General features: G+C 62.8%; 15 protein-coding genes. 6 read left to right on the top strand and 9 right to left on the bottom strand.

The genetic code is table 11. The annotated features are described in order from the left end of the window. Positions 1–93 precede the first annotated feature (93 nt). Positions 94–1,023 (bottom strand): aromatic acid exporter family protein, encoded by a 930-nt coding sequence (locus tag CIC07_RS02185; protein ID WP_083688598.1) that lies wholly within the window; start codon positions 1,021–1,023, stop codon positions 94–96. A gap of 212 nt (positions 1,024–1,235) precedes the next feature. Between CIC07_RS02185 and CIC07_RS02180 the strand changes: the two genes are divergently transcribed. Continuing rightward, positions 1,236–2,609 carry a carbohydrate-binding protein gene (locus tag CIC07_RS02180; RefSeq protein ID WP_076358979.1) on the top strand — a complete coding sequence of 458 codons (1,374 nt, stop codon included), beginning with the start codon at positions 1,236–1,238 and terminating at the stop codon, positions 2,607–2,609. Positions 2,610–2,798: 189 nt separating this feature from the next. Here the strand turns inward: CIC07_RS02180 and CIC07_RS02175 are convergent, their stop codons facing one another. The 6 genes from CIC07_RS02175 to CIC07_RS25640 form a co-directional block, all read right to left on the bottom strand. Further along, the gene (locus CIC07_RS02175; RefSeq protein ID WP_076358980.1) at positions 2,799–3,527 is read right to left on the bottom strand and encodes an ABC transporter permease; all 729 of its coding nucleotides are present in this window, start codon (positions 3,525–3,527) and stop codon (positions 2,799–2,801) included. Between the two features lies 1 nt (position 3,528). Beyond that, a complete protein-coding gene (locus CIC07_RS02170) occupies positions 3,529–4,242 on the bottom strand; it encodes an ABC transporter permease (RefSeq protein ID WP_076358981.1) in 714 nt (237 codons plus the stop codon). Further along, the gene (locus CIC07_RS02165) at positions 4,239–5,174 is read right to left on the bottom strand and encodes an ABC transporter ATP-binding protein (protein WP_442953363.1); all 936 of its coding nucleotides are present in this window, start codon (positions 5,172–5,174) and stop codon (positions 4,239–4,241) included. Before CIC07_RS02165 ends, CIC07_RS02170 begins: the two co-directional genes overlap by 4 nt. Before the next feature lie 270 nt (positions 5,175–5,444). Continuing rightward, a complete protein-coding gene (locus CIC07_RS02160; protein WP_083688599.1) occupies positions 5,445–6,830 on the bottom strand; it encodes a sensor histidine kinase in 1,386 nt (461 codons plus the stop codon). Continuing rightward, positions 6,827–7,507, bottom strand: coding sequence for a response regulator transcription factor (locus CIC07_RS02155; RefSeq protein ID WP_076358982.1), 681 nt, complete (start codon positions 7,505–7,507; stop codon positions 6,827–6,829). Before CIC07_RS02155 ends, CIC07_RS02160 begins: the two co-directional genes overlap by 4 nt. 277 nt (positions 7,508–7,784) lie before the next feature. After that, positions 7,785–12,974 (bottom strand): S-layer homology domain-containing protein, encoded by a 5,190-nt coding sequence (locus tag CIC07_RS25640; protein WP_076358983.1) that lies wholly within the window; start codon positions 12,972–12,974, stop codon positions 7,785–7,787. 146 nt (positions 12,975–13,120) lie between these two features. Between CIC07_RS25640 and CIC07_RS02145 the strand changes: the two genes are divergently transcribed. The 5 genes from CIC07_RS02145 to CIC07_RS02125 all read left to right on the top strand — a co-directional run bounded on the left by CIC07_RS02145 (position 13,121) and on the right by CIC07_RS02125 (position 18,111). Then, positions 13,121–14,245 carry a helix-turn-helix transcriptional regulator gene (locus CIC07_RS02145; RefSeq protein ID WP_076358984.1) on the top strand — a complete coding sequence of 375 codons (1,125 nt, stop codon included), beginning with the start codon at positions 13,121–13,123 and terminating at the stop codon, positions 14,243–14,245. 56 nt (positions 14,246–14,301) lie between these two features. After that, on the top strand, positions 14,302–15,258 hold the full coding sequence (locus tag CIC07_RS02140; RefSeq protein ID WP_076358985.1) for an RsmD family RNA methyltransferase: 957 nt from the start codon (positions 14,302–14,304) through the stop codon (positions 15,256–15,258). 83 nt (positions 15,259–15,341) lie between these two features. Next, a complete protein-coding gene (locus tag CIC07_RS02135) occupies positions 15,342–16,235 on the top strand; it encodes a hypothetical protein (protein WP_094248311.1) in 894 nt (297 codons plus the stop codon). 72 nt (positions 16,236–16,307) lie between these two features. Beyond that, positions 16,308–16,919 (top strand): DUF975 family protein, encoded by a 612-nt coding sequence (locus CIC07_RS02130; RefSeq protein WP_076358987.1) that lies wholly within the window; start codon positions 16,308–16,310, stop codon positions 16,917–16,919. A gap of 316 nt (positions 16,920–17,235) precedes the next feature. Continuing rightward, positions 17,236–18,111: a hypothetical protein gene (locus CIC07_RS02125; RefSeq protein ID WP_076358988.1), complete on the top strand. Its 876-nt coding sequence runs from the start codon at positions 17,236–17,238 to the stop codon at positions 18,109–18,111. A 101-nt stretch (positions 18,112–18,212) separates the two neighbouring features. On the opposite strand, the gene CIC07_RS02120 is transcribed toward CIC07_RS02125, so the two are convergent. After that, a complete protein-coding gene (locus CIC07_RS02120) occupies positions 18,213–19,568 on the bottom strand; it encodes an MFS transporter (RefSeq protein WP_076358989.1) in 1,356 nt (451 codons plus the stop codon). 363 nt (positions 19,569–19,931) lie between these two features. Beyond that, on the bottom strand, positions 19,932–20,432 hold the full coding sequence (locus CIC07_RS02115) for a DinB family protein (protein ID WP_076358990.1): 501 nt from the start codon (positions 20,430–20,432) through the stop codon (positions 19,932–19,934). Between the last annotated feature and the right edge of the window lie 214 nt (positions 20,433–20,646).

The raw sequence follows: 20,646 nt of genomic DNA, 5'->3' as shown, positions 1-20,646 counted from the left end.
TGTTCATGGGAATGTCAGGAATTCATGTTCCTTTTGTAAAGCCAGGAAATCAGGCTCTTGCGGAAAGAAAGAAAACGGCCCATCCGAGCCGGCTTACGCCAGCGTCAGAATGAACCGTTCCAGCTCGTTCGCAAGGCCGTACAGGCTGGCCCGGGTCTCGAACTCCTCGCGCGTCTCGGGCAGCGGCAGCTCCTTGTGATAGTCGCGGATGGCGCGCAGCTTGGCATGATAATCCCGGCCGCCCGGAATGGTATTCCAGTTGTCGGCCAGATCCAGCAGGAAGCCGCCGATGCGCCGTCCCTGCTCCAGCCGTCCGTCGACCTGCGAGCAGAGCGGAATGAGCATCTTCAGGATCTCCACCTGCCTGCGGCGCGTTTCGTAATAGGCGTAGAACAAGCTGCGGCGCCCGCTGAAGTCGTTTTCGGTCGCCTGGATCCCGAGGCTCCGCGCCTCGTCCAGCAGCTTGTCCAGCTCCAGAACCTCGCGCCCGTCCCAAAGAGTGCTCCCTTCCTTCAGATACAGCGCCAGCTCGCGCAATATATTTTCCATTCGCTGCTCGATTCCGTTCTTCAGCTCCCGCACCTTGCGGTCGATTCCCGGCATGTAGAGATTGACGATCAGCGCCAGCCCCAGCCCGATCAGGATGAGAAGGAGCTCGTTGCCGATGAATTTCAGCGTCACGCCCTCATGGATGTACACATGCATCATGATGACGGAGCTGCTCGCGATGCCTCCCTGAATGCCCAGCTTCACGCAGAGGGGAATCAGGATCAGGTAGATCGGGACGAACAGAAGCGCGTAATAGCCGGCCCATTCGAAGAACGCTGCCGATATGGCGATGGAAATCAAACAGGCGAACAGCCGGTCCAATATGGCCGACAGGCTCTGCCTGCGGGTCTTTTGAATGCAGAGCAGGGTCAGAATGCCCGCCGATGCGAAGTTGAGCAGTCCGAGCTGCTGCGCGATGAGGACGGACAGGCTGACTCCGACCGCGGTTTTCCAGGTACGAAATCCGATTCGCATGATGAGGCTCCTTGTCAGATAAAGAAATCGTCTTCAACGATACGATAAGCTATTATACCATCCCCCCTCGCGCCTTTTCGAATCGGAAAATCCCCGACAAAGGAAAATATGCCCTGCCCCCTATGAAATTTATCCCTTATCCGCCCGGACCTTTCGTGGTCCAATAGAGAGGCGGACTCCACGAAGGAGCCGCCGCGAAAGGGGATGCACTTATGAAAAGCAAAGGCTTGGCCATGACGCTCGTCCTTCTGCTGCTCGTCTCGCTGCTGCCGGCCACCGTATTCGGCGCCGCGGCCTGGACACCCGGAACCGCCTACAAGACGGGAGACGTCGTCACGTACAGCGGCAAGGATTACAAATGCCTGCAATCCCATACCGCCCTCACGGGCTGGGAGCCGCCGAACGTGCCGGCGCTGTGGACGCCGACCGGCGGCACGACGCCGACTCCGACGCCTAGCGCCACGCCGGCTCCGACCGTCACGCCGACTCCGACTCCAAAACCGACCGTAACCCCGGCCCCTACGGCAACGCCGAAACCGACGGCCACTCCGACCGCGACTCCGATTCCTACCGCGACCCCGACTCCGACGCCGAAGCCGACCGCGACTCCGTCCACCGGCAAAGTGGTCGTCGGCTACTGGCACAACTTCGACAACGGCTCGGGCGTCATCCCGCTGCGCAACGTCTCGAGCAACTTCAACGTCATCAACGTCAGCTTCGCCGAGACGCTCAGCGACCACGCGACGCTCACGTTCACGCCGTTCCAGACGACGCCGGCGCAGTTCAAGGCCGATGTCGCCTACCTGCAAAGCCAAGGCAAGCGCGTCCACATCTCCATCGGCGGCGCCAACGCCACGGTGGATCTGGAAACCGCGGCGAACAAGGCCAGCTTCGTCAGCTCTCTCAAATCCATCATCGACACCTACGGCTTCGACGGCATCGACATCGACCTGGAAGGCGCCTCCCTCTCCCTGAACGGCGGCGATTCCGACTTCAAAAATCCGACGACGCCCAAAATCGTCAATCTGATCGCGGCCATCAAGGAAATCATGGCCGCGTACGGCTCCGGCTTCGATCTGACGATGGCTCCCGAAACGGCTTACGTCCAAGGCGGCCAGATCGCCTACGGCGGACCTTGGGGGGCTTACCTGCCCGTCATCTACGCCGTCCGCGACCAGCTCGACTACATCCATGTCCAGCATTACAACAGCGGCTCCATGCAAGCGCTCGACGGCAAGTCCTATTCCCAGGGCACGGCCGACTTCCAGGTCGCCATGGCCGAGGTGCTGCTGAAAGGCTTCGCGGTCGCCGGCAACGCCGCCAACATGTTCCCCGCCCTGCGCGCGGATCAAGTCGCCATCGGATTGCCGTCCTCGCCAGCCGCTGCGGGCGGCGGCTACACCGCTCCGGCCGACATCGTGAAGGCGCTGAACTACATCACCAAAGGCCAGTCGTTCGGCGGCGGCTACACGCTCCAGGCTCCGGCCGGCTACGCGGGCTTCCGCGGCGTCATGACGTGGTCGATCAACTGGGACGCGACGACCGGCTACGCCTGGTCCAATGCGATGAAGGGCTACTTCGGCTGAATGCCGGGATGCAAGCCTGCTTCCGCTGAATGCGGATTAAAAGCAAAAGCGGCTCCAAAGCGCCATGCAGGCGCTCGGGAGCCGCTTTTTTTTTGCATCTGGAAATCCGGGCTCCGGCTACTCCGTCCACCGCTTCCAAGCTAGGGACCTATCGCGCCGCCCTTCGCCCCGGATGCCCGTCCGCCTCCATCAGACCGCTCTCCGGACGAAGTACAGCAAGCCGGAGCAGAGGAAGACGAGGAAGCTGCCCCCGATGACGGCGAGCAAGGTCTCGAGAGAAACGTTGAACGCGCCAAAGCCGTACGCATCCTGCGGCACCATCGCCAGCAGCGGCTGCACCCACGGGTACCAGGGGGCGAAGTCCCTCGAGTTGGCGACGAGCATGTTGGGGAGCGTGAAGATGACGTTGACCGCGAGCGGCGCCGCGAAGCTCTGGAAAGCAGTGGACGCGAGCAGCTGGAGCGCGGCCAGAGGCAGGCAGGCGAGCCAGCCTCCGAAAGCCGACATGCCGACCATGCCCCAAGGAACGGGAGCATCCAGCCCTCGCAGCAGCCCAGCCGAGACGATGGCGGCGAACAGCAGCAGCTGCAGAATGGCGACCAGCGACATGATTGCCGCGAGCTTCGCTCCGTAGACAGCCGCAGGTCGGACGGGAAGGGCGAGCAGCTGCTTCCAGCCGCCGGAAGCGTGCTCAAAGCGGCAGAGCAGAGCCGCGAAAATGCCGACCAGCAGCGGGAGAAAGAAATAGCCGTGCACCGTCGCGCCGACTGCGAGCACCTCCCTCCAGGCCGCAGCGCCCTCGGAGCCGAGACCGGATCTCCAGCCTGCTGCGAACGCCAGCAGCGGGCTGGCCGGCAGCAGCAGCCAGATGATGGAGCGTCTCAGCTTGATCCATTCCGATGCCAACAATCTCGCCATGTCAGCTCACGTCCTTCCGGGCAAAATGGGCGTAGCCGATCAGCAGCACGAGCACGCCGAGGGCGAGACCCGAGCCTGCGGCCTGCAGGGCGTCGGCGGAGCGTACGGCCCGGTCCGGCCAGCTCCAGGGCATCCACTGGGGCATCAGCACGCTGAACATGGAGAACACCATGCCGAGCGTGCCGACGGTAAGAGGCAGCGCCTGATTCGCCATGACGATCGACAGCCAGCTCTGCAGGGCGATGAAGGGGAGAGCGGCCAAATAGGGCAGGTAGGACTGGCTGACGATGTCTGCCCATGGAACCTGCGGCTCGAAGCCGAGCAGCAGGCCCATTCCGAGAGTCAGCAGCAGGAGCAGCGTGCAGGAGGCCAGCAGCAGCAGGAGCGACAGCAGCACTTTGCCCGCGAACACCTGCAGCCGGGTGACCGGCAGCGCGAGCAGCTGCTTCCAGGCGCCGGCCTGATGCTCAATGCCCGCCGACATGGAGGCGACCAGCGCCAGGCCGATGAACAGCGCCGGCAGCATCAAGGAGCCTGCCTGGAGCAGCAGCCCGCCCCAAGGATCATCGGCATGCAGCTTCATCAGGTAGTCGTAGCGCAAGCCGTAGTTGACGGCCTGCAGGCCGATGACGCCGATGGGGCCGAGCGCGGCGAGCAGCCAGAGCAGCTTGCGGCGGATCTTGAGCAGCTCCACCGAGAGCATGCGGCCGATCACAGGCTGCCTCCCGTCCCGGTCATTTCCAGGAAGACGCTCTCGAGGGACGACCGCTCTTCTTCCACCCGGTACACGGAGTGGCCGCGCCGGACCAGCTCCGCCACGATGTAGGCCACCGTCCGGTCCGCCGCGCCGCCCACCGTCAGCCTGCTCTGGTCGCGCTCGGCTTCGAAGCCGAGCTCCAGCAGCCGCTGCCACGCGGCTTCCGGCTCGCTGACGGCAAACCGGATTCTGCCTGCCGTCCTGGCCTTGAGGCTGGCGATGCTGTCCTGATAGATCAGGCTGCCGCTGCTGATGATGCCCACCTTCGTCGCCATCAGCTCGACCTCCGACAGCAGATGGCTGGAGAGCAGGATCGTCACCCCCCGCTGGCCGGGGAGGCTTTTGATCAGCTCCCGCATTTCCTGGATGCCCGCCGGATCGAGGCCGTTGGTCGGCTCGTCGAGAATGAGCAGCCTCGGGTTGCCGAGCAGCGCGGCCGCGATGCCGAGCCGCTGCTTCATGCCGAGCGAGTAGCCTTTGACGGCGCGCCGGGCATCCTTCTCCAGCCGCACGATCGACAGCGCCTCGGCGATTCTTTCCTTGGGCACGTCGAGCAGCCGGCGGATGACCTCCAGATTTTCCGTGCCGGTCAGATGGCCGTAATACGACGGGTATTCCACCAGCGAGCCGACATGCCGGAGAATGTCCATCCGGTTTGCCGCCAAGCTCTTCCCGAATACCGTCACGCCGCCTCTCGTCGGCTTGGCAAGGCCGAGCAGCATGCGGATCGTCGTCGTCTTGCCGGCTCCGTTCGGACCGAGGAAGCCGTAGATGTCTCCTTCCCCGATCCGCAGGTCCACGTCGCGGACCACCGCTTTGCCGCCGAGCTTCTTGGTCAAGCCTTTCGTTTCCAGCAGCCAGGAGCCGCTTGCTTGCCTCATCATCTTCATCTCGAATCACCTCTGCCTCCATCGTAACGGGCGGAGGTTAAAATCCGGGGCGGGACAAGGTTAAAAAGCGATTAAAACGAGGGCAGCCTTCCTGAAGGCGATCGCACGATCTACAAGGCGGCTCTGAACACATCCATGGACAAGCTGTCCGGTCCGATCGGATTGTACTTGGACGGCGACACCCTGGAGATTGTCGGGCAGGATATCCGTAAGCAGACAAATAGAGCCGGGAGCGCAGACCCCGGCTCTTCATTTTTTTCTCCGGAACGTTCATCCATCCATTTGTTCCGGCTTGACCGCAACCGCCGTTCCTCCTTCGCCGGAGCTCACTTCCTTGCGAAGACCCATCTCCTTCAGCATCAGCTGCACGATGGACAGGCCGAGCCCGCTTCCCTTGTTCGGCGAGTCGCCGCCAAGCCCCGGACCTTTATCCTCGATGATGAGTCCGCCTCCCTCGTCCTCGACGATGCGGACAGCCGTCCAGCCTCCTGAAGCAGCGTGCCGGAGGGCGTTCTGCAGCAGATTGTCCAGCACCCGCTCCAGCCAGTGAGGATCGGTATGCCAATAGACGGGAGCATCCGGAAGGTCCGGCTCCAATTCCATGCCGGCCTGCTCGAAGGCGGGATACCAGGCGGCCAGCTGCGTTCTCGCCAGCCGCACGATATCCGTCTTCTCCGGCCGGTAGGCGTATTTGCCCGCGGACAGCAGGCTGTAGGAGAACAGATTCTCGATCAGCTGCGACAGGTAATCCAGCTTGACGCCGATCAGCTTCACCGACTTGCGTCCCTGGCCGCTCAGCGGCTCCCGCTCCAGAGAGTACGCATGGCTGCGCACGACAGTAAGCGGGGTCCTCAGATCATGCGACAGCCGCGCGACAAGCTCGCGCCGCAGCGACTCCTCCTCGGCCTCGCGGCGGCGCCCGGCCTCGAGCTCCCGGACCATGCCGTTGAAGCTTTCCTCCAGGCGGCCGACCTCGTCCGCTCCCGACACCTCCACAGGGAGCGGCAGCCCGCTGCCCGACGGCTGCTCCATCGCCGCCTGCAGCCTCACCAGCCGCTTGCGGATGCGGTTGAAGAACAAGAAGCTGACCGTGAGGAACAGTCCCAGCAGGACAATGGCGCCGGCCGTGTATGCGGTTCCTCCGAGCATTCCCAGCCGCTGTCCGTTAGGCAGCGTAAGATATCGCGGCACCTGCATGGCCATGAAGCCCTGCTCGCCATCCTTGCCGATGAACGCCACGACCGAATACTTCGTTCCGTTGACCGCTTCCTTCATGAAATCCACCGTGTACACGGATGACCATATCTGGGGCAGGTCCTCGTCGAAGGGCAGGCTTGCCCGCAGCCGGCTTGCGCTGTCAACCCAGAAGACGCTGGACCGGGGATAGCGGCTGCGCCACGACTCCAGGCTGCGGACGATCGTCTCCGGATCGGCATGCCGGAGCAAGGCCGCCTCCCGATGCCACTCTTCGATCAGCCTGCTCGTGTCCGCATACGGGTTGTCCCTCTCCTTGGGGGAGACAAGCCCGGAGATGACGACCGAACCCGTTCCTGCCATGAGCAGGGCGGCAGGCAGCACGACAAGGGCCGACACGATGATCAGGAGATAACGGGCCAGCAGGGACGGCCGGCGCGCGGCCCCGAACAGCCTTTTCACGGCTTGACCCGGTATCCGATGCCCCGGACCGTCTCCACGATCACCGGCTGGGCCGGATCCAGCTCGATTCTCTCCCGCAGGTACCGGATATGCACCATAACGGTTTTGTCCCCCTCCATATACGGCTCTCCCCAGACCGCTTCGTAGATCTGCTCCTTGGTCAGGATGCGCCCGGCGTGACGAAGCAGGTACAGCAAAATCTGCAGCTGCTTGGGCGTGAGAGCGATCTCGGCTCCGCTGCGGGAATCCGTCACCGTCAGCTCCCGGGGGCGCACCTCCAGATGGCCGACGAGGACCGCCTCTTCTCCGCCTTGCCCCGATCGGCGCAGCAGCACCTCCAGCCTGGCGGCCAGCTCGTCGGGATGGAACGGCTTGGTCACGTAATCGTCCGCGAAGCCGAGGCCGTGCAGCTTGTCCTCGACCGCCGTGCGGGCGGACAGCATCAGGATCGGCAGCTCGGGACGCCGCTTCTTGAGCCTTCTGCCGACGGAGAAGCCGTCGAGGCCCGGCAGCATGACGTCCAGAACGGCTACGTCGGCCGCTCCGGCATGCTCCTCCGCCTTCTCGCCCGACTGCAGCCACGTCACCTCGTAGCCTCTGCGGGCAAGATCGTCCGCGAGCCAGGCGCCGATCTCGGCGTCGTCTTCGATGTAGAGAATCCTTGCGCGTGCCGCCATCGGGCGCACCTCCCGTCCGTCCTCCGTATGTTCCCATCCCGTTCCAAGTCCATTCCTTCATGATAGAACGGCCCTTGCCGCATGGAAAGTTAAAAATCGTTTAAAGCCGTCCCGAACAGGTCTTTTTTCCCCTCCGCCATTCGGCTTGCATGATCTATTTGAGCTTTCCATGGAAAAAAAGCCGGCTTCGTCGCAACGAAGCCGGCTTGCGCCTGTACCTATGAAGCAGACCTATCGCCTTGTCTTTCTACTTTATCTATCGTCTGCCGTCAGCGGATCAGAGCCTGCCGCTGTCCAGCATATTCAAGATCAGCGTCACCGCCTGAGCGCGGGTTACATTCTGTCCCGGCGCGAAGAGATTGCCTTCCACCCCTTGGATCAGGCCTGCCTGCTGCAGCGCAGCTGCGGAACCGGCCGCCCAAGACGGCAGCTTGGCCGCGTCGGCGAAGATGGGCTTGCCCGCGCCCTTGAGTCCCATCGCCCTGGCCGCGATGACGGCCATCTCGGCACGGCTTACCGTACGTCCAGGCCCGAAGGTGCCGTCCTCATAGCCGTTCAGCCAGCCGGCTTCTACGGCCGCGGCGATGTAGCCGCCCGCCCACGACGGGATCGCCTTCTGATCCTTGAAGCCCGGACCGTTCGCTGCATCCTGCAAGCCGAGAGCCCGGCCGAGCATGACCGCGAATTCGGCGCGCGATACTCCCGCCGAAGGCTTGAAGCTGCCGTCTGCGTAGCCGCTCGCGATGCCGAGGGCTGCCGCCCGGGAAATGGCCGAGGCTGCCCAATGCGTTGACGGCACATCCTTGAATTCCATTCCCGGCTTCGGAGTCGGCGTCGCGCCAGGCGTTGCCGACGGAGTCGGCGAAGCCGAAGGGGAACCCGATGGCGCCGGTGTCGGCGTCGGTGTCGGCCAAGCCGTCACCGGAGGCGTCGGCGTCGCTGCAGGAGGCTGCGACGGCTCTGGCGTTGCCGCCGGAGGCTCCGAAGGCTCCGTCACCGGAGGCTCTGAAGGCTTCGGCGTCGGCGTAACCGCGTCTCCTGCCGCGCGGAAGCTCCAAATGTCCGAGCGGGCGTATCCGCCGTATTCATCGCCTGCCGCCGCGTACCATTGATACTTGCGGCCGGCCTCGAGTCCGTTCCAGGCCGCCGAAGCTTCGGCTCCGCTCGCTGCCTGCGCCTCGCCGATCCGATCCGACGTGTAGACCTTCACGGACATGGAATCGGTGGCGACCCTTTTCACGACGGGGGTCAGATTCACATCCAGATCGAGCTCATCCTTGCCCGGATATTCCGACGGATCGTAGTAGTTGTAATCGTCCAGATAAGGAGAGTAAGTCTTGATGTGCACCTGGTTGCTCTGCAGATCGAACTGCATCAGGCGGATATAGCCGAGGCCGCCTTTCTCCGCTCCCTGATAATCGGCGAGCATCTGGTACACCTTGCGGTCAGGCTTGCCGTCCCCGTCGTCGTCGATCTCGTCCACCAACGTCTCGGCGTCGTGATAGTGGCCGGAGAGCACCGCGAACACGTTCTTGTTGGTTTTCACGACATGCTCATAGATGTCGTCGGCGATCGGAGCCCGGTTGCCGGAGACGAGCAGGTATTCATGGAACGCCAGAATGGCCTTGCGCTCCGGATATTGCTGCAGCACGCTGTCGATCCAGGCGATATCCTCCTCGCCGATGCCCCAGCCCATGTAGACGATGATGAAATCATTGCCTTCGGCGGAGACGAGATCGTAGTGGCCCCGGTTGTTCTTGTACGAGCCCCCGTAATACGGACGGTCCTTGAAGCGGTCCTCCCCGTAATACTTCCAGTAGCTGCTGTAGTCGTTGTTCTGATGGCCGACGTCGTGGTTGCCCGCCAGCACGCCGTAAGGCATTCCGCCGTCGTCCAGCGTTTCCATCGCCTTCTGCGCGTTCGTCCATTGCTCTTCCCTATCGGCCTTGTCGACGATATCGCCGGTATGGATGACGTACTTGATGTTCATGGCATCCTTGTTGTCCATGATCCACTTCGTGTTGCCCTCGTAGATTTCGGGCCAGCTCTCGGAGTAGTACTGCGTGTCCGACATCCAGACGAAGGAGAAGTCGTACGGATCCTGCCTCGCGGGCAGCTCGTCCTGGACAAGGACGTTCAGCATGCCGCCCTCAGCGTAGTCTCCCGCCGGGACGGAAGCCTGCAGGGAGAAGTCCTCCCCGCCGGCGATGGCCTGGTCGAGACGCTTCCAGGCGTTGCCGGAAGGACTCCAGGCGTACAACGACACCTTGCGGCCGGGCAGCGAGCCGCCCTTCCACTGCAGGACGACCTCGTCCTGAGCCTTGACGGCGGCGTCCAGCTTCACCTCGAAGCGGTGATAAGGAAACTGCTGCGTCGAGTCATTGGTCAGCTTGTCCCCTTCGCCGCCGGCGATCGCGGCGTATTCCTCTTTGGTCAGCTCCCTTTCGCCGTCCGGCTTCAGGACGAGCGGCGGCTCGGTGTCGGCCGCGCCGGAGAACGCCCGGAACGAAGACGTCTCGGAAGCGCCGTACGCGAAGCCCTTGTAGAAGCCTACGGTCAGCTTGTCGCCCTCGGGATCAGACACGCGCACCTTCAGCCCTGCGGAAGCTCCTTCCACGACGGAGCCGTCCAGCGGAGCCAGCAGCTCCGGCAGGAGCGGGTTTTCGGCCGGCACCGAGAATGCGACCCGCCGCTCGGACTTGTTGCCGACGTTGTCCTCGGCGCGGATCAGCAGCGTATGGCTGCCTGCCTGCAGCTTGGCGGAGGACGTCTCGTACGGAACGGCGATCGCCTTGCCGTCCAGCAGCGCTTCGACCGAGCCTGCCCGTATGCCGGAGCCGGCGTCGGTGACGGCCGCATCCAGCTTGAACGCCCCTCTGTACACTTGGCCTTCCTGGACGGAAGGAACGATGCTTGGAGCGGCATTGTCGACCATCACGTCAGCCGCCGCCTGCCCCGAGGCTCCCTTGACCGCCACGACATGCTTGCCGTCCTTCAGCAGCGCCGTATCCCAAGGCAGCGTCTTGGAGCGAAGCTGCTCCTGCTGCAGGGCGAACTTGAATTCCAGCCCGACATGCTTGCCGGCGGAATCGCCCATGAGGATTTCCTTGCTCCGGTCGGCATAGGCCGGATCGTACAGCTCCGTCCCGTCGGCCAGAATCAGGCGGACGTTGCGGATCTGGAAGTCGTCCTTGTTCTCTTCCGGACGATCGTCGAACGGACCCGACTTGGAGCCGGAACGGATCCAGATGCCGTTCGCGCCCGCCTTCAGCCTGGAGCTGTCGATCGGATAAACGAGCGTTTTCCAGGACGGGATCGGATCCATGAACGTATAGAGGATCTCATCGCCGATCGTAACCGCGTTTTTGAAATAATAGTCCACCGCGGTCGCTTCAAAGGCGAAATACGCATCCTGCTCAAGCGCGGCATAGGTTCCTTGGGTCACCGTCTGCCCGTCGACGGACAGCTGCAGCTGCTCGGGGGCGTCGGTCTCCGACGTTCCCTTGAGCGTATGCACGCCCTTCACGAACTGGCCGTCCTTGACGTTCAGCCGCAGCGCGGCCTGCTCCGCTCCGCCGGTGACGGGAACCCGCACCGCCGGCAGCGACGCCATATTCTGGCCGTCGGATACTTCGGCCGAGTATTCCAGGTATTTCTTGCCGATCAGCTCGGCGGAGGAAATCAGATGATGATACAGGGTATCGTTGTAATCCTGCGTCAAATACACGGTCGTCGGCGTCTGCTGGCGGTCCGTCCGGAAGGAGAGGCGAACCGACTTGACGCGCTTGTTGTCCGTGACCTCCAGCTTGATGTCCAGATCGCGGGCCTGATCCGCCTCGGCGGCGCCCGTCAGATCGAGGACGGCCGGCGGCTCGGCGTCGGCGGCGACATGGACGGGCACGGACGGAACCTGCCAGTCCTTGACCCTTCCCGGCGTCGCGGCTTCGAGTCCCGGCCAGCCTTTGCGCATGACCGTGCCTCCGTCGCCGGGATATTGATAGAGGATGCCTTTGTTGACGGCCACGTCCTCCTTCACATAGTAGGCGGCCGATATATCCTCATGCGTGTTCGTGCCCACGACAAGACCTCTGAGGCCTCCGTTGGCCATGCCGGAATTTTCCATGCGGAACAGATTGACGCCCTCGACGAGGGAGCTTCCGTAATTGGCATTGAAGTCCGCCGCCGTCAGGGCGGCGTTCGGGCCGTTGATCACCCAGAGGACGATCGTGCCGCGGGCCGGGATCACGATGTTTTCCGGCTTGGAAGGCCAGGTCAGGTCGGCCGAAGGGCCTTTGTCCGTATAACGGTAATACAGCTTGTAGTCGTCGAAGCTCAGCGGCTGGTCCGTATTGTTGTAGATCTCCACGAACTCGTAGCCGTCGCTGCTTCCGACGTTGGTGCTATCCGGCACGACCTCGGTGACGAGCAGCTCGGGCAGCTTCTGCGGGTCAGGCTTGAGCTCGTTCACCGGCACAGTGTATGTATCCGATCGGACGGCCCCCGCAACGCCTTCCGCCTGGATGAAGTAGACGAGGCCGCTTTCCTTCAGAGCATCCTTCGGAATGGTTCCCGACAGCGAGGCTCCTCCTGCTTCCGCCGTCAGCGGAACCATGGCGTAGACCTGGTCGGTGGCCGTCCGGTAATAGACGCTTCCCGCTGCGGTCGGCATCGCCGTCCCTTCGGCGCTTTCCACCGCGGCCGTCAGCTTGAGATCGGCCCCGCCGTCCGCTGCAGCGGGCGCCTGATGCCGGATGACCGGCTTGTCCGGCTGAACCGGTTCTTCCGGCGGCTGGCCTGGCGGAGACAGCTGCTCCGGCTTCACCGACCCCGGCGTCGGCGGGCTCTTCAGCTCCAGCTTGATTTCCTCCGGCTTGTAGTCGGCCTGGTATTGGACGCCCAGCCCTGCCGCGACATCGGTTACCAGGTAGGCCGCCCAGGCGGTGTCGGCGCCGTCCGCCTTCAAGACGACGGCCCGCTGGCCGCCGTTCGCGAAGCCGGTGAAGCCTCCCACTTCGACAACCTGGCTGCTGCTGAGCGAGGTTTTGAAATGTCCGTTGAAGTCCGCCAGCGTCTTGCCGCTGCTGTTGTACCAGAACACTTTCGTTTCATGGGGGAGGAGAGCCGTCCCCGCAGGCATGGTGAATTTGACGTCGGCTTTGCCGCTGGAGTCGGTGTAGCGGTAATAGACCGAATCGGTTACCATTTGGGGAAGATCGGTCGTATTGTGCAGCTCAAAAAACTCGTAGTCGTCGGTGCCGATATTATCCGGAACGATTTCCGTCACGATGACGGGAGGAACTCCCGGAACACCGGCAGCCTGCGCGACGGAAGCCGCCGGAGGAAGCAGGATGCCCGCCGACAGGCTGACCGCCAGCGCGGCCGCTCCCGCCCTCTTTCCATTTCGACGGAGTACCCGTCTGAGCCATCTGCCGATGTCTCCGCTCTTGCCTGTTCCAGCTGCTGTCAACGCCTTCACTCCATTCCCCGGCGGCCGATGGCCGCAGGCTTCAATAATAGTGGCACTCTCAAAAACCATCATGGAACTAGGGTATCGAAGATTTGTAAATCAGGCGTCAACCTGATGTATAGAAACGGTAAAGGAGCTGGTCGACCATGAACCGAAATGACCGTCTGATCGCCCTGCTGATCGCGCTGCAGCGCAATTCCTATACGGCCGCGCAGCTCGCGGAACGGTTCGAGGTGTCGGAGCGGACGATACTGAGAGACATGCAGTCGCTGTCTGAAATGGGCGTCCCCCTCTATTCCGCCACCGGCCCCGGCGGCGGCTTCCGCCTGATGGACGGCTACCGGCTGCCGCCGCTCCAGCTCGACGCGCAGGAGGCGCTGACGGCTCTGTTCGCGCTGCATGCCGTTACCCGCTTCGGCGATAGCCCGTTCAACCGGGAGCGCTGGACGGTGCTGGACAAGATCCGGGCTCTGCTGCCGGAGGAGACGCTGAGGCAGGTGGAGCCGATTCTCGGCAAAATGCATCTGGAGGTGCCCCGCCGCAGCGTCCGCTCCCCTATGCTCCCGCTTCTGCTGGAGCTGCTCGCCGAGTCGCGGACGCTGCGGACGCTGTACCGCTCCCAGACGAGCCGGCGCTGGCTGGAGCTGCAGCCTGTTCGGGTTTATGCGGCGCATGGGTTCTGGTACTGCGAGGCGTTCTCGCCTCTGCATGGCGAAGTCCGGACGTTCCGGGTCGACCGGATGGAAGAGCTGCAGCCGCTGGAGGAAGGCAGTGAAGCCGGCAGCTTGGGAGAGCCGGATTGCCGGGAAGCTTCTCGCGGCGCGGAGGCCTCAGCCGGGGCCGGAGGCGGGGCCGGAGGCGCGACGGCATCTGTCGTCGGCAGGGCGATCCGCGGCGGCCAGGCAGGCGACGACGCCTCCAGCAGCGGCGCTCCCGCCGGGAACAGCGCAGGCTCCCGCTCCTCCATGCCGGCTGCCGCATGCCCTGCCGGCAGCGCCGTTCCCGTCGCGGTCCGCCTCACATACCGGGGCTCCCTGCTGGCCGAGCAGGACGAGCATATCGGCGAGCTCGTGGAGCAGGCAGGCGATGAGGAGTGGGAGCTCCGCTTCGACTGCCCGGCCGGCGAATGGACATGGGCGGTCCGCTTTTTCTACGGAATGGGACTGGATGCGGAGGTGCTGTCGCCTCCCGAGCTGAGGGCGGCTGTCGCCTCTATGGCGGCCTCCGTGCTGGAGAGGTACAATGAAGATTCCGATCGCGGATGCTCCTGATGAACGGGAGAATCCGCCTTCCATACGCCTGACGACGAAAAGGAACCCGAACCTGCATGCCTGTTAGCAACGAGACCCATCGTTATCTCTATACTTATGCCTGCCACGAATCCGAGGCGGAGCTCTGTTCCCTGGAGCTCCGCTGTCTCTTCCCCGGACTGACTCTGCCGTCCGATGCGGATGCCTTCATCCATAGCCGCCGGCTCGATCCGAGCCGCAGCCCCTTCCTGAAGCAGCGCCTCGCGGTCGAGATCGACGCCGCTTCCCCGGAGGAGCTGCTGGAGCGGGCGGGCGTCCTGTCCGCCGGCGAGCGCACCTTCCGCGTGCGCTACGCCAAGACGGGAGCCCCGGGCCAGCCCGACAATGAAGGCCGCCTTGCTCTGGAGAGGCAGCTCGGGATGGCCATCCATGGCGAGCCCGACCTGCGCCGGCCGGATACCGTGTTCGGGGCCGCGCTGCTGGACGGCCGCTGGCTGTGCGGCGAGATGGCTTCCGCCGAGCCGGTCTGGCTGCGGCAGAATGCCAAGCCGCGGCAATATTCCACGGCGCTGCCCGCCCGGGCGGCGCGGGCTGCCGTCAACATCGCGGTGCCGGAAGTTTCCGGCGCGCGCGCGCTCGATCCCTGCTGCGGCATCGGCACGGTGCTGCTGGAAGCCCTCTCGATGGACATCGACATCCGGGGCGCTGACCTCAATCCGCTCGCAGCGGTCGGGGCACGCGAGAATCTGCGGCATTTCGGCTATCCCGAAGAGCTGGTGCGGATCGCGGACATGCGCGGGCTGGAAGGGCGTTACGACGCCGCCCTGCTCGACATGCCCTATAATCTCTGCTCCGTGTCGCCGCCGGAGGAGCAGCTCGAGATGCTTGCCTCCCTGCGCCGGCTGGCGGGACGGGCCGTCATCCTGACGACCGAGCCGATCGAGCCGCTCATCCGGGAAGCCGGCTTCTGCATCCGCGAGACCTGCCGCCTGACCAAGGGCAGCTTCGTGCGTTTCCTGCATCTTTGCGATTGAAGCCGAGAAATTCATGACATCCATGCTGTCAGGATGAAGGCGGTATACTGGGACCGAACTCAATTTGCGAGGAGGATTCCTATATGCCGTCTCATTTTGCATCGCTGGATAAAGCCCGTTCCTTTCTGCTCCTGAACGCCCGTCTTATCGACCGCCTCCGCTTCCGCTTCCACTGGGAGGAAGGCTCCGCCGAAGCCGTCCTGCAGGCGCTGAAAGCCTACCAGAACCCGGATGGAGGCTTCGGCCATGCGCTTGAGCCTGACATTCGCTGCCCGCATAGCCAGCCCGTGCCGCTGGAGGTTGCCTTGGATGTGATCGCCGAGACCGGTCTGAGGGACAAGCAGCTGGAGGAGGGCATGGTCCAATGGCTGAAGGCCTCTTCTCTGCCCCAGGGAGGCTGGCCGATCATTCGCGGGGACGCGGCCGGCTGGCCGCTCTCCCCGTGGTGGGAAGGGCTGGACGCCTCCGCTCCCTCCATCAACCCGACCGGCACGCTGCTCGGGCTTCTCTACCGGAGCGGCTGGACAGAGCTTGCCGGACAAGACTGGTTCCAGGCAGCCGAACGGTCGGCGTGGAGAATGCTGGAGAGGGATCCGGACCGGGAGCCGCAAGGCTACCACGAAGCCGTCCACTGGATCGCCTTCCTGAATGCGGCTCCCGACCGGGAACGCGCCGAGCCGCTGCTGCGCCGGCTGGATGCCTGGCTGCAGAAGCCGGGCGTCATCGGCTTGGACTTCCATGCCGAAGGCTACGTCCACAAAGTGCTGGACTGGGCGCCGGAGCCGAACGCTTATGCGAGGAGATTCATCGGGGATGTTGCCGTGGAGGAGCATCTGGATGCGATGGAAAGAGAGCAGGAGGAGGACGGCGGCTGGCCGATGTCCTTCCCTGCCTTGAGTCCGGCGGCGGAGATGGAGTGGCGGGGCGTCGTCACGCTGCAGCGCCTGCTTACGCTTCGAGCCTACGGAAGGCTGTGAGATTGCCTTCTAAGCTCAGGCGGCGTTGAATAAGCTGGGGAAGACATTCACCTTACACGAAGGGGGAATTCCATGTCTTCCTACATTGGGCCGTCTCGGGCGGAGATTCGCGCGGAGGCCCGTTCCGCCTTGTCCGGCAGCTGGGGCCGGGCGATCGCGGTCAGCGCCATTCCGGTGCTGGTCAGCTTCATCCTGCAGGAATTCGGCAGGTTCGGAGGGCTTCTCGAGCTGCTTGTCGCCGGTCCGCTCGCTCTCGGCTCGGCCCTCTTTTACCTGGCGCTCGCGCGCAGGCGGGAAATCGCCGTGGGAATGATCTTTGACGGCTTTCGCTACTACGGCAAAGTGCTCGGGCTCTATCTGCTGATGGCGTTGCTTGTGTTTCTGTGGACGCTGCTGCTGGTCATACCCGGTATTATCGCGGCATACCGCTACTCCCAGGCCTATTATATTCTAGCCGACAATCCGGAGACGGGAGTGCTCGAGGCGCTGGACCGGAGCAAGCAGCTGATGGTCGGCCATAAATGGCGTCTTTTCGTGCTCCAGCTCAGCTTCCTCGGCTGGGCCGTCCTGGCCGTGATTCCGTTCGGGCTCGGCCTGCTGTGGCTGATGCCTTACGTCTCGGCGTCAGCCGCGGTATTTTACCGGCATCTGATCGAGGAGCCTCTTGAACCGGGCGCTTTTTGATCTGTCCTTGCCCTCGTCGTCCTGATCCGGCCATCCCGTTTTGAGGTCTGAACAGGCGTGAACTGGACCGTGAACGACAAGGAAATCCTGACGAGACATGTTCCATCCGACAGCAGAAAAGTTGAAGAAGCATCTGCACAATTTCTTGAAATTTATCTTGACATTTCCGTTTGCCAGCCTTAAATTTAGAACATACGATCGTACGACATGTGTAGGAACATGCGGAAGCACCGCAGCCTGCGGCTCTCCTGGAGAGCTGCTTGCTGCGGTGCTTTTTCGCGTTCTATGCTTCGTGCGGAATTAGGAGGAGATTGGAATGCCATCGTCCATTTTTTCGTCTTTATGCGCTTCGGGCTGGCGGCGCGCAGCCTCGGCCGCTGCCGCCTTCGCTGTTGCGCTCATGCTGCTTGCAGCCCCGTCCCCGGCCGCTGCCACTTCTCTCGCGGTGAGTCCCGCAGCCAAGAGCGCCTTCGAGCGGACGGCCGCCGCCGCAGCAGCTCCTGCGGCAGCCAGATTGAACGCCCATTACGGCGCTTACGTCTCGATCACCGCCCAGTTGGAGGAACGAACCCTGCGTGCAGCCGAGCTCCATCTACGCAACAGCCGGGACGCTGCCGCCATCCGGAAGTCGATTCCTTCGCTCGACACCGATCGCGTCGCCAAGCAAGAGGCCGCCGTGAAGAAGGCGAGATCCGCTTACGAGCCTTTGTACGCGGCTTATACGGCCATGAACCATCAAGCAAGCGCAGCCTCCAAATACGGCAGCAAGGAATTGGCCAAGCTGGTCCGCATGCAGGCAGATACGATGAAGGCCGCCGTTCAGCTGGCCAGGCAGCAGATCCGGATCCAGGAGGATCTGCTGAAAGCCGTCCGCGCAGAGCGCACACGCAAGATGAACGCCGCACGCAAAGCATTGGGAGGGATGGACGAGTTCTCTCTCGCTATCCGGTCCCGCCAGTCCGCTGCCAAAGTCCCCGAATCATCCGCAGCGGCCGCCCTCAAGGATTTCGGGGCCGCCGCACGCAAGAGCGACGCCGCGGTCGTGGAGAAATCGCTGGAGATGATGAACGGTTACGCCAAGCAGCTGCTCGCCCACAAGCAGGCCGTCGTCGATCTGGAGCTTCGAAGCGCATCCGTCGCCGCCGACGTGAAGAAACAGCTTGCTGCCCAAGGCATCCAGGTTTTGGCCTGATAGCCGAAGGCTCAGGAATCCGTGTTCCTGCCCTTATCAAGATCAGCGCATGCCCGGTCATCGAGCAGGAACAATCTCGGTGCATTTCGGGCCTCAAGGCTTTACAGTTCGCTGTCTCTTCCTATGTTTGTCTGCGTGGCAGCCTCGTCCCGAACAGCAGCCTGCCCTTGGAGCCTGCTCCGGTTGAGTCCGGCCAGGCAGGCCGTCAGCAGATAGAAGGCTCCCGTCATGGCATAGACGGCCGCGATGCCCCATCGGTCCGCCATCCAGGACAGAAGCACGACCGACAGGCCGAACAGGGAGTACACCAGCGTATTTTCGGCGCTCATCACTTTGGGGAGCTGTTCCGGAGGGCAAGCGCTCTGGAAGACGGTTCTGCGCGTCACCTCGCGGAGCTGCTGAGGCGGCCCCATGAGGATGACCAGCAGCAGCGCGACCCATGGCGATTCCGTTGCGGCATAAGCCAGCGTCATCAGGCCCATCAGACCCGCTCCGGCCATGATGGACAGAGCCGGCCTTCGCATCAGGCGTCTGGTGAAGGCGACGACGAGCAGTCCCCCGATGATGCAGCCGGCAAAATACCCCCCGTTGATGATTCCGTACCATTCGGTCCCCCTGCCCAGCTGCTCTGTCGCATAGACGAGCATGAGCGCGCCGATCCAGGCCGCCCCGACCGTGCCTTCGATGGTATCCATCACAATGAGCAGCCGCAGGGTCTTGTTGCGCCAGATGTTTTGCCAGCCTTCCTTGACCGACGCCCAGGCGCCGATCTTTTGGCCGCCGCTCCGGACTCCGCTGTCGCCAAGCTCCGGCAGGCCGGCAGCCGCCTCCAAGTCGGATACGCCTGCCGGGTCCGGTTCCTTCTGGCCAAGCGAAGAAGTTGAAGGAACCGACGATTCCTTGAGCTGCAAGGTCAGCACAAGCGCCCCGGCATACATGGCAAGGGTCAGGCCCATGACGGTGCCGCCTCCCAGCCAGGTGACAAGCATCCCGCCCCCAGCCCATCCAAGCATCATGACGGTCTGGTCGGTCGTGGACATCAGCCCGTTGGCTTTCATAAGCTCGTCTTTGCCTGCATACAGGGGAACGAGCGAATTGCGGACCGGCGTCGTAATGCCATCCGTGAACGACAGCAAGGCAATGAGGATCAGCGCAGTCGGTATTCCGCTGACACTCATATTCGCCGCCGCCAGAGCCAGTACGGCGAACAAGGCGACCTGAATCAGCTGGGACAGCTTGATCAGCGACGTAAGCCGGAACCGGTCCATGATCAGCGGCGCCATGATCCCGCAAGCCAGCTGGCCTGCAACCCGGCACAACGGCACGAAGGCGGAGAACAGCGCCGATCCGGTCAGCTTGTAGACCATCGTGACGACCGACAGCAGATACAGCGCATCAGCAAGATTGGAGAGGCTTTGTCCGGCCCACAGCAGCCGGAATAGTTTGGGATGGGTCATCTTGCTGCCTCTCTTTCGTTGACGGAGGATGATCGAATAGTCAATCCTCTACTTTTGAAATAAATACCTTTATAAAGTCATCATAGCTGTACCCTTCATATAATGTCAACGATTTCCGGCGAGAGCTTCTGCGTCCATGTTTTCAATAGGGATATACCGCCGTCGATCATAGTCCGTTTGGGGATAAAAGCACAGCAACCTGGCGCAGTCCATACACTAAAAACGGCAGCCCGGGATGGCGCTCCCCGACTGCCGCTTTGCAAATGCCCCACGATCTGTAGATTTGCTTTATCCGTTTCTTTCTGTTCCGTTTCTTTCTGCTCCGTTTTCTTCCTGCTCCGTTTCTTTCTGCTTATGCTCGGCCTACACCCCAAGCCTTTGTTCCAGCTCCCTCTGCTGGGCCCGATGATGACGGAAGTGCATGCCGGACAGGTCGAACCACTCCCGGGCGTTCAGCCAGCCGAATCCGCCATGTCTGACTTTGCTGTCCGGATCGATCCCCTCCAGCTTCCTCTCCCATTGCTGCATCAGTTCCAGAACATGCTCCAGCCTGCGCGCCAGCTCTTCCCTGCCGTCCGAACGGCAAGGCGTGTTGGCCGGTCCGTCAGGCAGCTTGATTTTCACCGCCGGGAAGCCCCCGAGCGCAAACAGCCGCTCGCCTGCCTCCGTCTTCACTGCCTTGTCCTTCTCGCCTCCGGCAGCGCATTTCTCCACCTGATCCATATAATCAAGGGCCGCAGCGATCATATGATCGTACATCTGGCCGAGAGACCAGACCTCTGCCGAGGATTTGAAGCGCAGCTGCTCCGCCGTGTATTTGTCCAAATCTTGGATGTAAGACTTGATCAGATCCGAATAAGTCATGGACTTATCGCGCTCCCTTCAAGAGCCTCTTTTTCTGAAGCTTTCCTTACCTTCCTTGAGCTTTCAAGGAATTTTCCTGAAGCTTCTTTAGCTTCTAAATCATTCCTGAAGATTCTTGAGCTTTCCCGAGGCTTTCCCGAGGCTTTCCCGAGGCTTTCCCGAGGCTTCTTCTGACAAAGGCTCTTCCCGCATGGAAGCCCGCATCTCTGCCGCT

Origin of the sequence: Paenibacillus sp. RUD330, from assembly GCF_002243345.2 — a bacterium.
Classification (GTDB): Bacteria; Bacillota; Bacilli; order Paenibacillales; family Paenibacillaceae; genus Paenibacillus_O.
The sequence above is the reverse complement of the archived record's forward strand: the minus strand, read 5'-3'. Positions and strand labels throughout refer to the sequence as shown.

Excerpts from the sequence above, each read along its gene's own strand:
- CIC07_RS02125 (WP_076358988.1), top strand. The coding sequence starts at position 17,236 with ATGCCATCGTCCATTTTTTCGTCTTTATGCGCTTCGGGCTGGCGGCGC.
- CIC07_RS02165 (WP_442953363.1), bottom strand. The coding sequence starts at position 5,174 with ATGAAGATGATGAGGCAAGCAAGCGGCTCCTGGCTGCTGGAAACGAAA.
- CIC07_RS02140 (WP_076358985.1), top strand. The coding sequence starts at position 14,302 with ATGCCTGTTAGCAACGAGACCCATCGTTATCTCTATACTTATGCCTGC.
- CIC07_RS02180 (WP_076358979.1), top strand. The coding sequence starts at position 1,236 with ATGAAAAGCAAAGGCTTGGCCATGACGCTCGTCCTTCTGCTGCTCGTC.
- CIC07_RS02115 (WP_076358990.1), bottom strand. The coding sequence starts at position 20,432 with ATGACTTATTCGGATCTGATCAAGTCTTACATCCAAGATTTGGACAAA.
- CIC07_RS02185 (WP_083688598.1), bottom strand. The coding sequence starts at position 1,023 with ATGCGAATCGGATTTCGTACCTGGAAAACCGCGGTCGGAGTCAGCCTG.
- CIC07_RS02175 (WP_076358980.1), bottom strand. The coding sequence starts at position 3,527 with ATGGCGAGATTGTTGGCATCGGAATGGATCAAGCTGAGACGCTCCATC.
- CIC07_RS02120 (WP_076358989.1), bottom strand. The coding sequence starts at position 19,568 with ATGACCCATCCCAAACTATTCCGGCTGCTGTGGGCCGGACAAAGCCTC.
- CIC07_RS02135 (WP_094248311.1), top strand. The coding sequence starts at position 15,342 with ATGCCGTCTCATTTTGCATCGCTGGATAAAGCCCGTTCCTTTCTGCTC.
- CIC07_RS02155 (WP_076358982.1), bottom strand. The coding sequence starts at position 7,507 with ATGGCGGCACGCGCAAGGATTCTCTACATCGAAGACGACGCCGAGATC.
- CIC07_RS02145 (WP_076358984.1), top strand. The coding sequence starts at position 13,121 with ATGAACCGAAATGACCGTCTGATCGCCCTGCTGATCGCGCTGCAGCGC.
- CIC07_RS02130 (WP_076358987.1), top strand. The coding sequence starts at position 16,308 with ATGTCTTCCTACATTGGGCCGTCTCGGGCGGAGATTCGCGCGGAGGCC.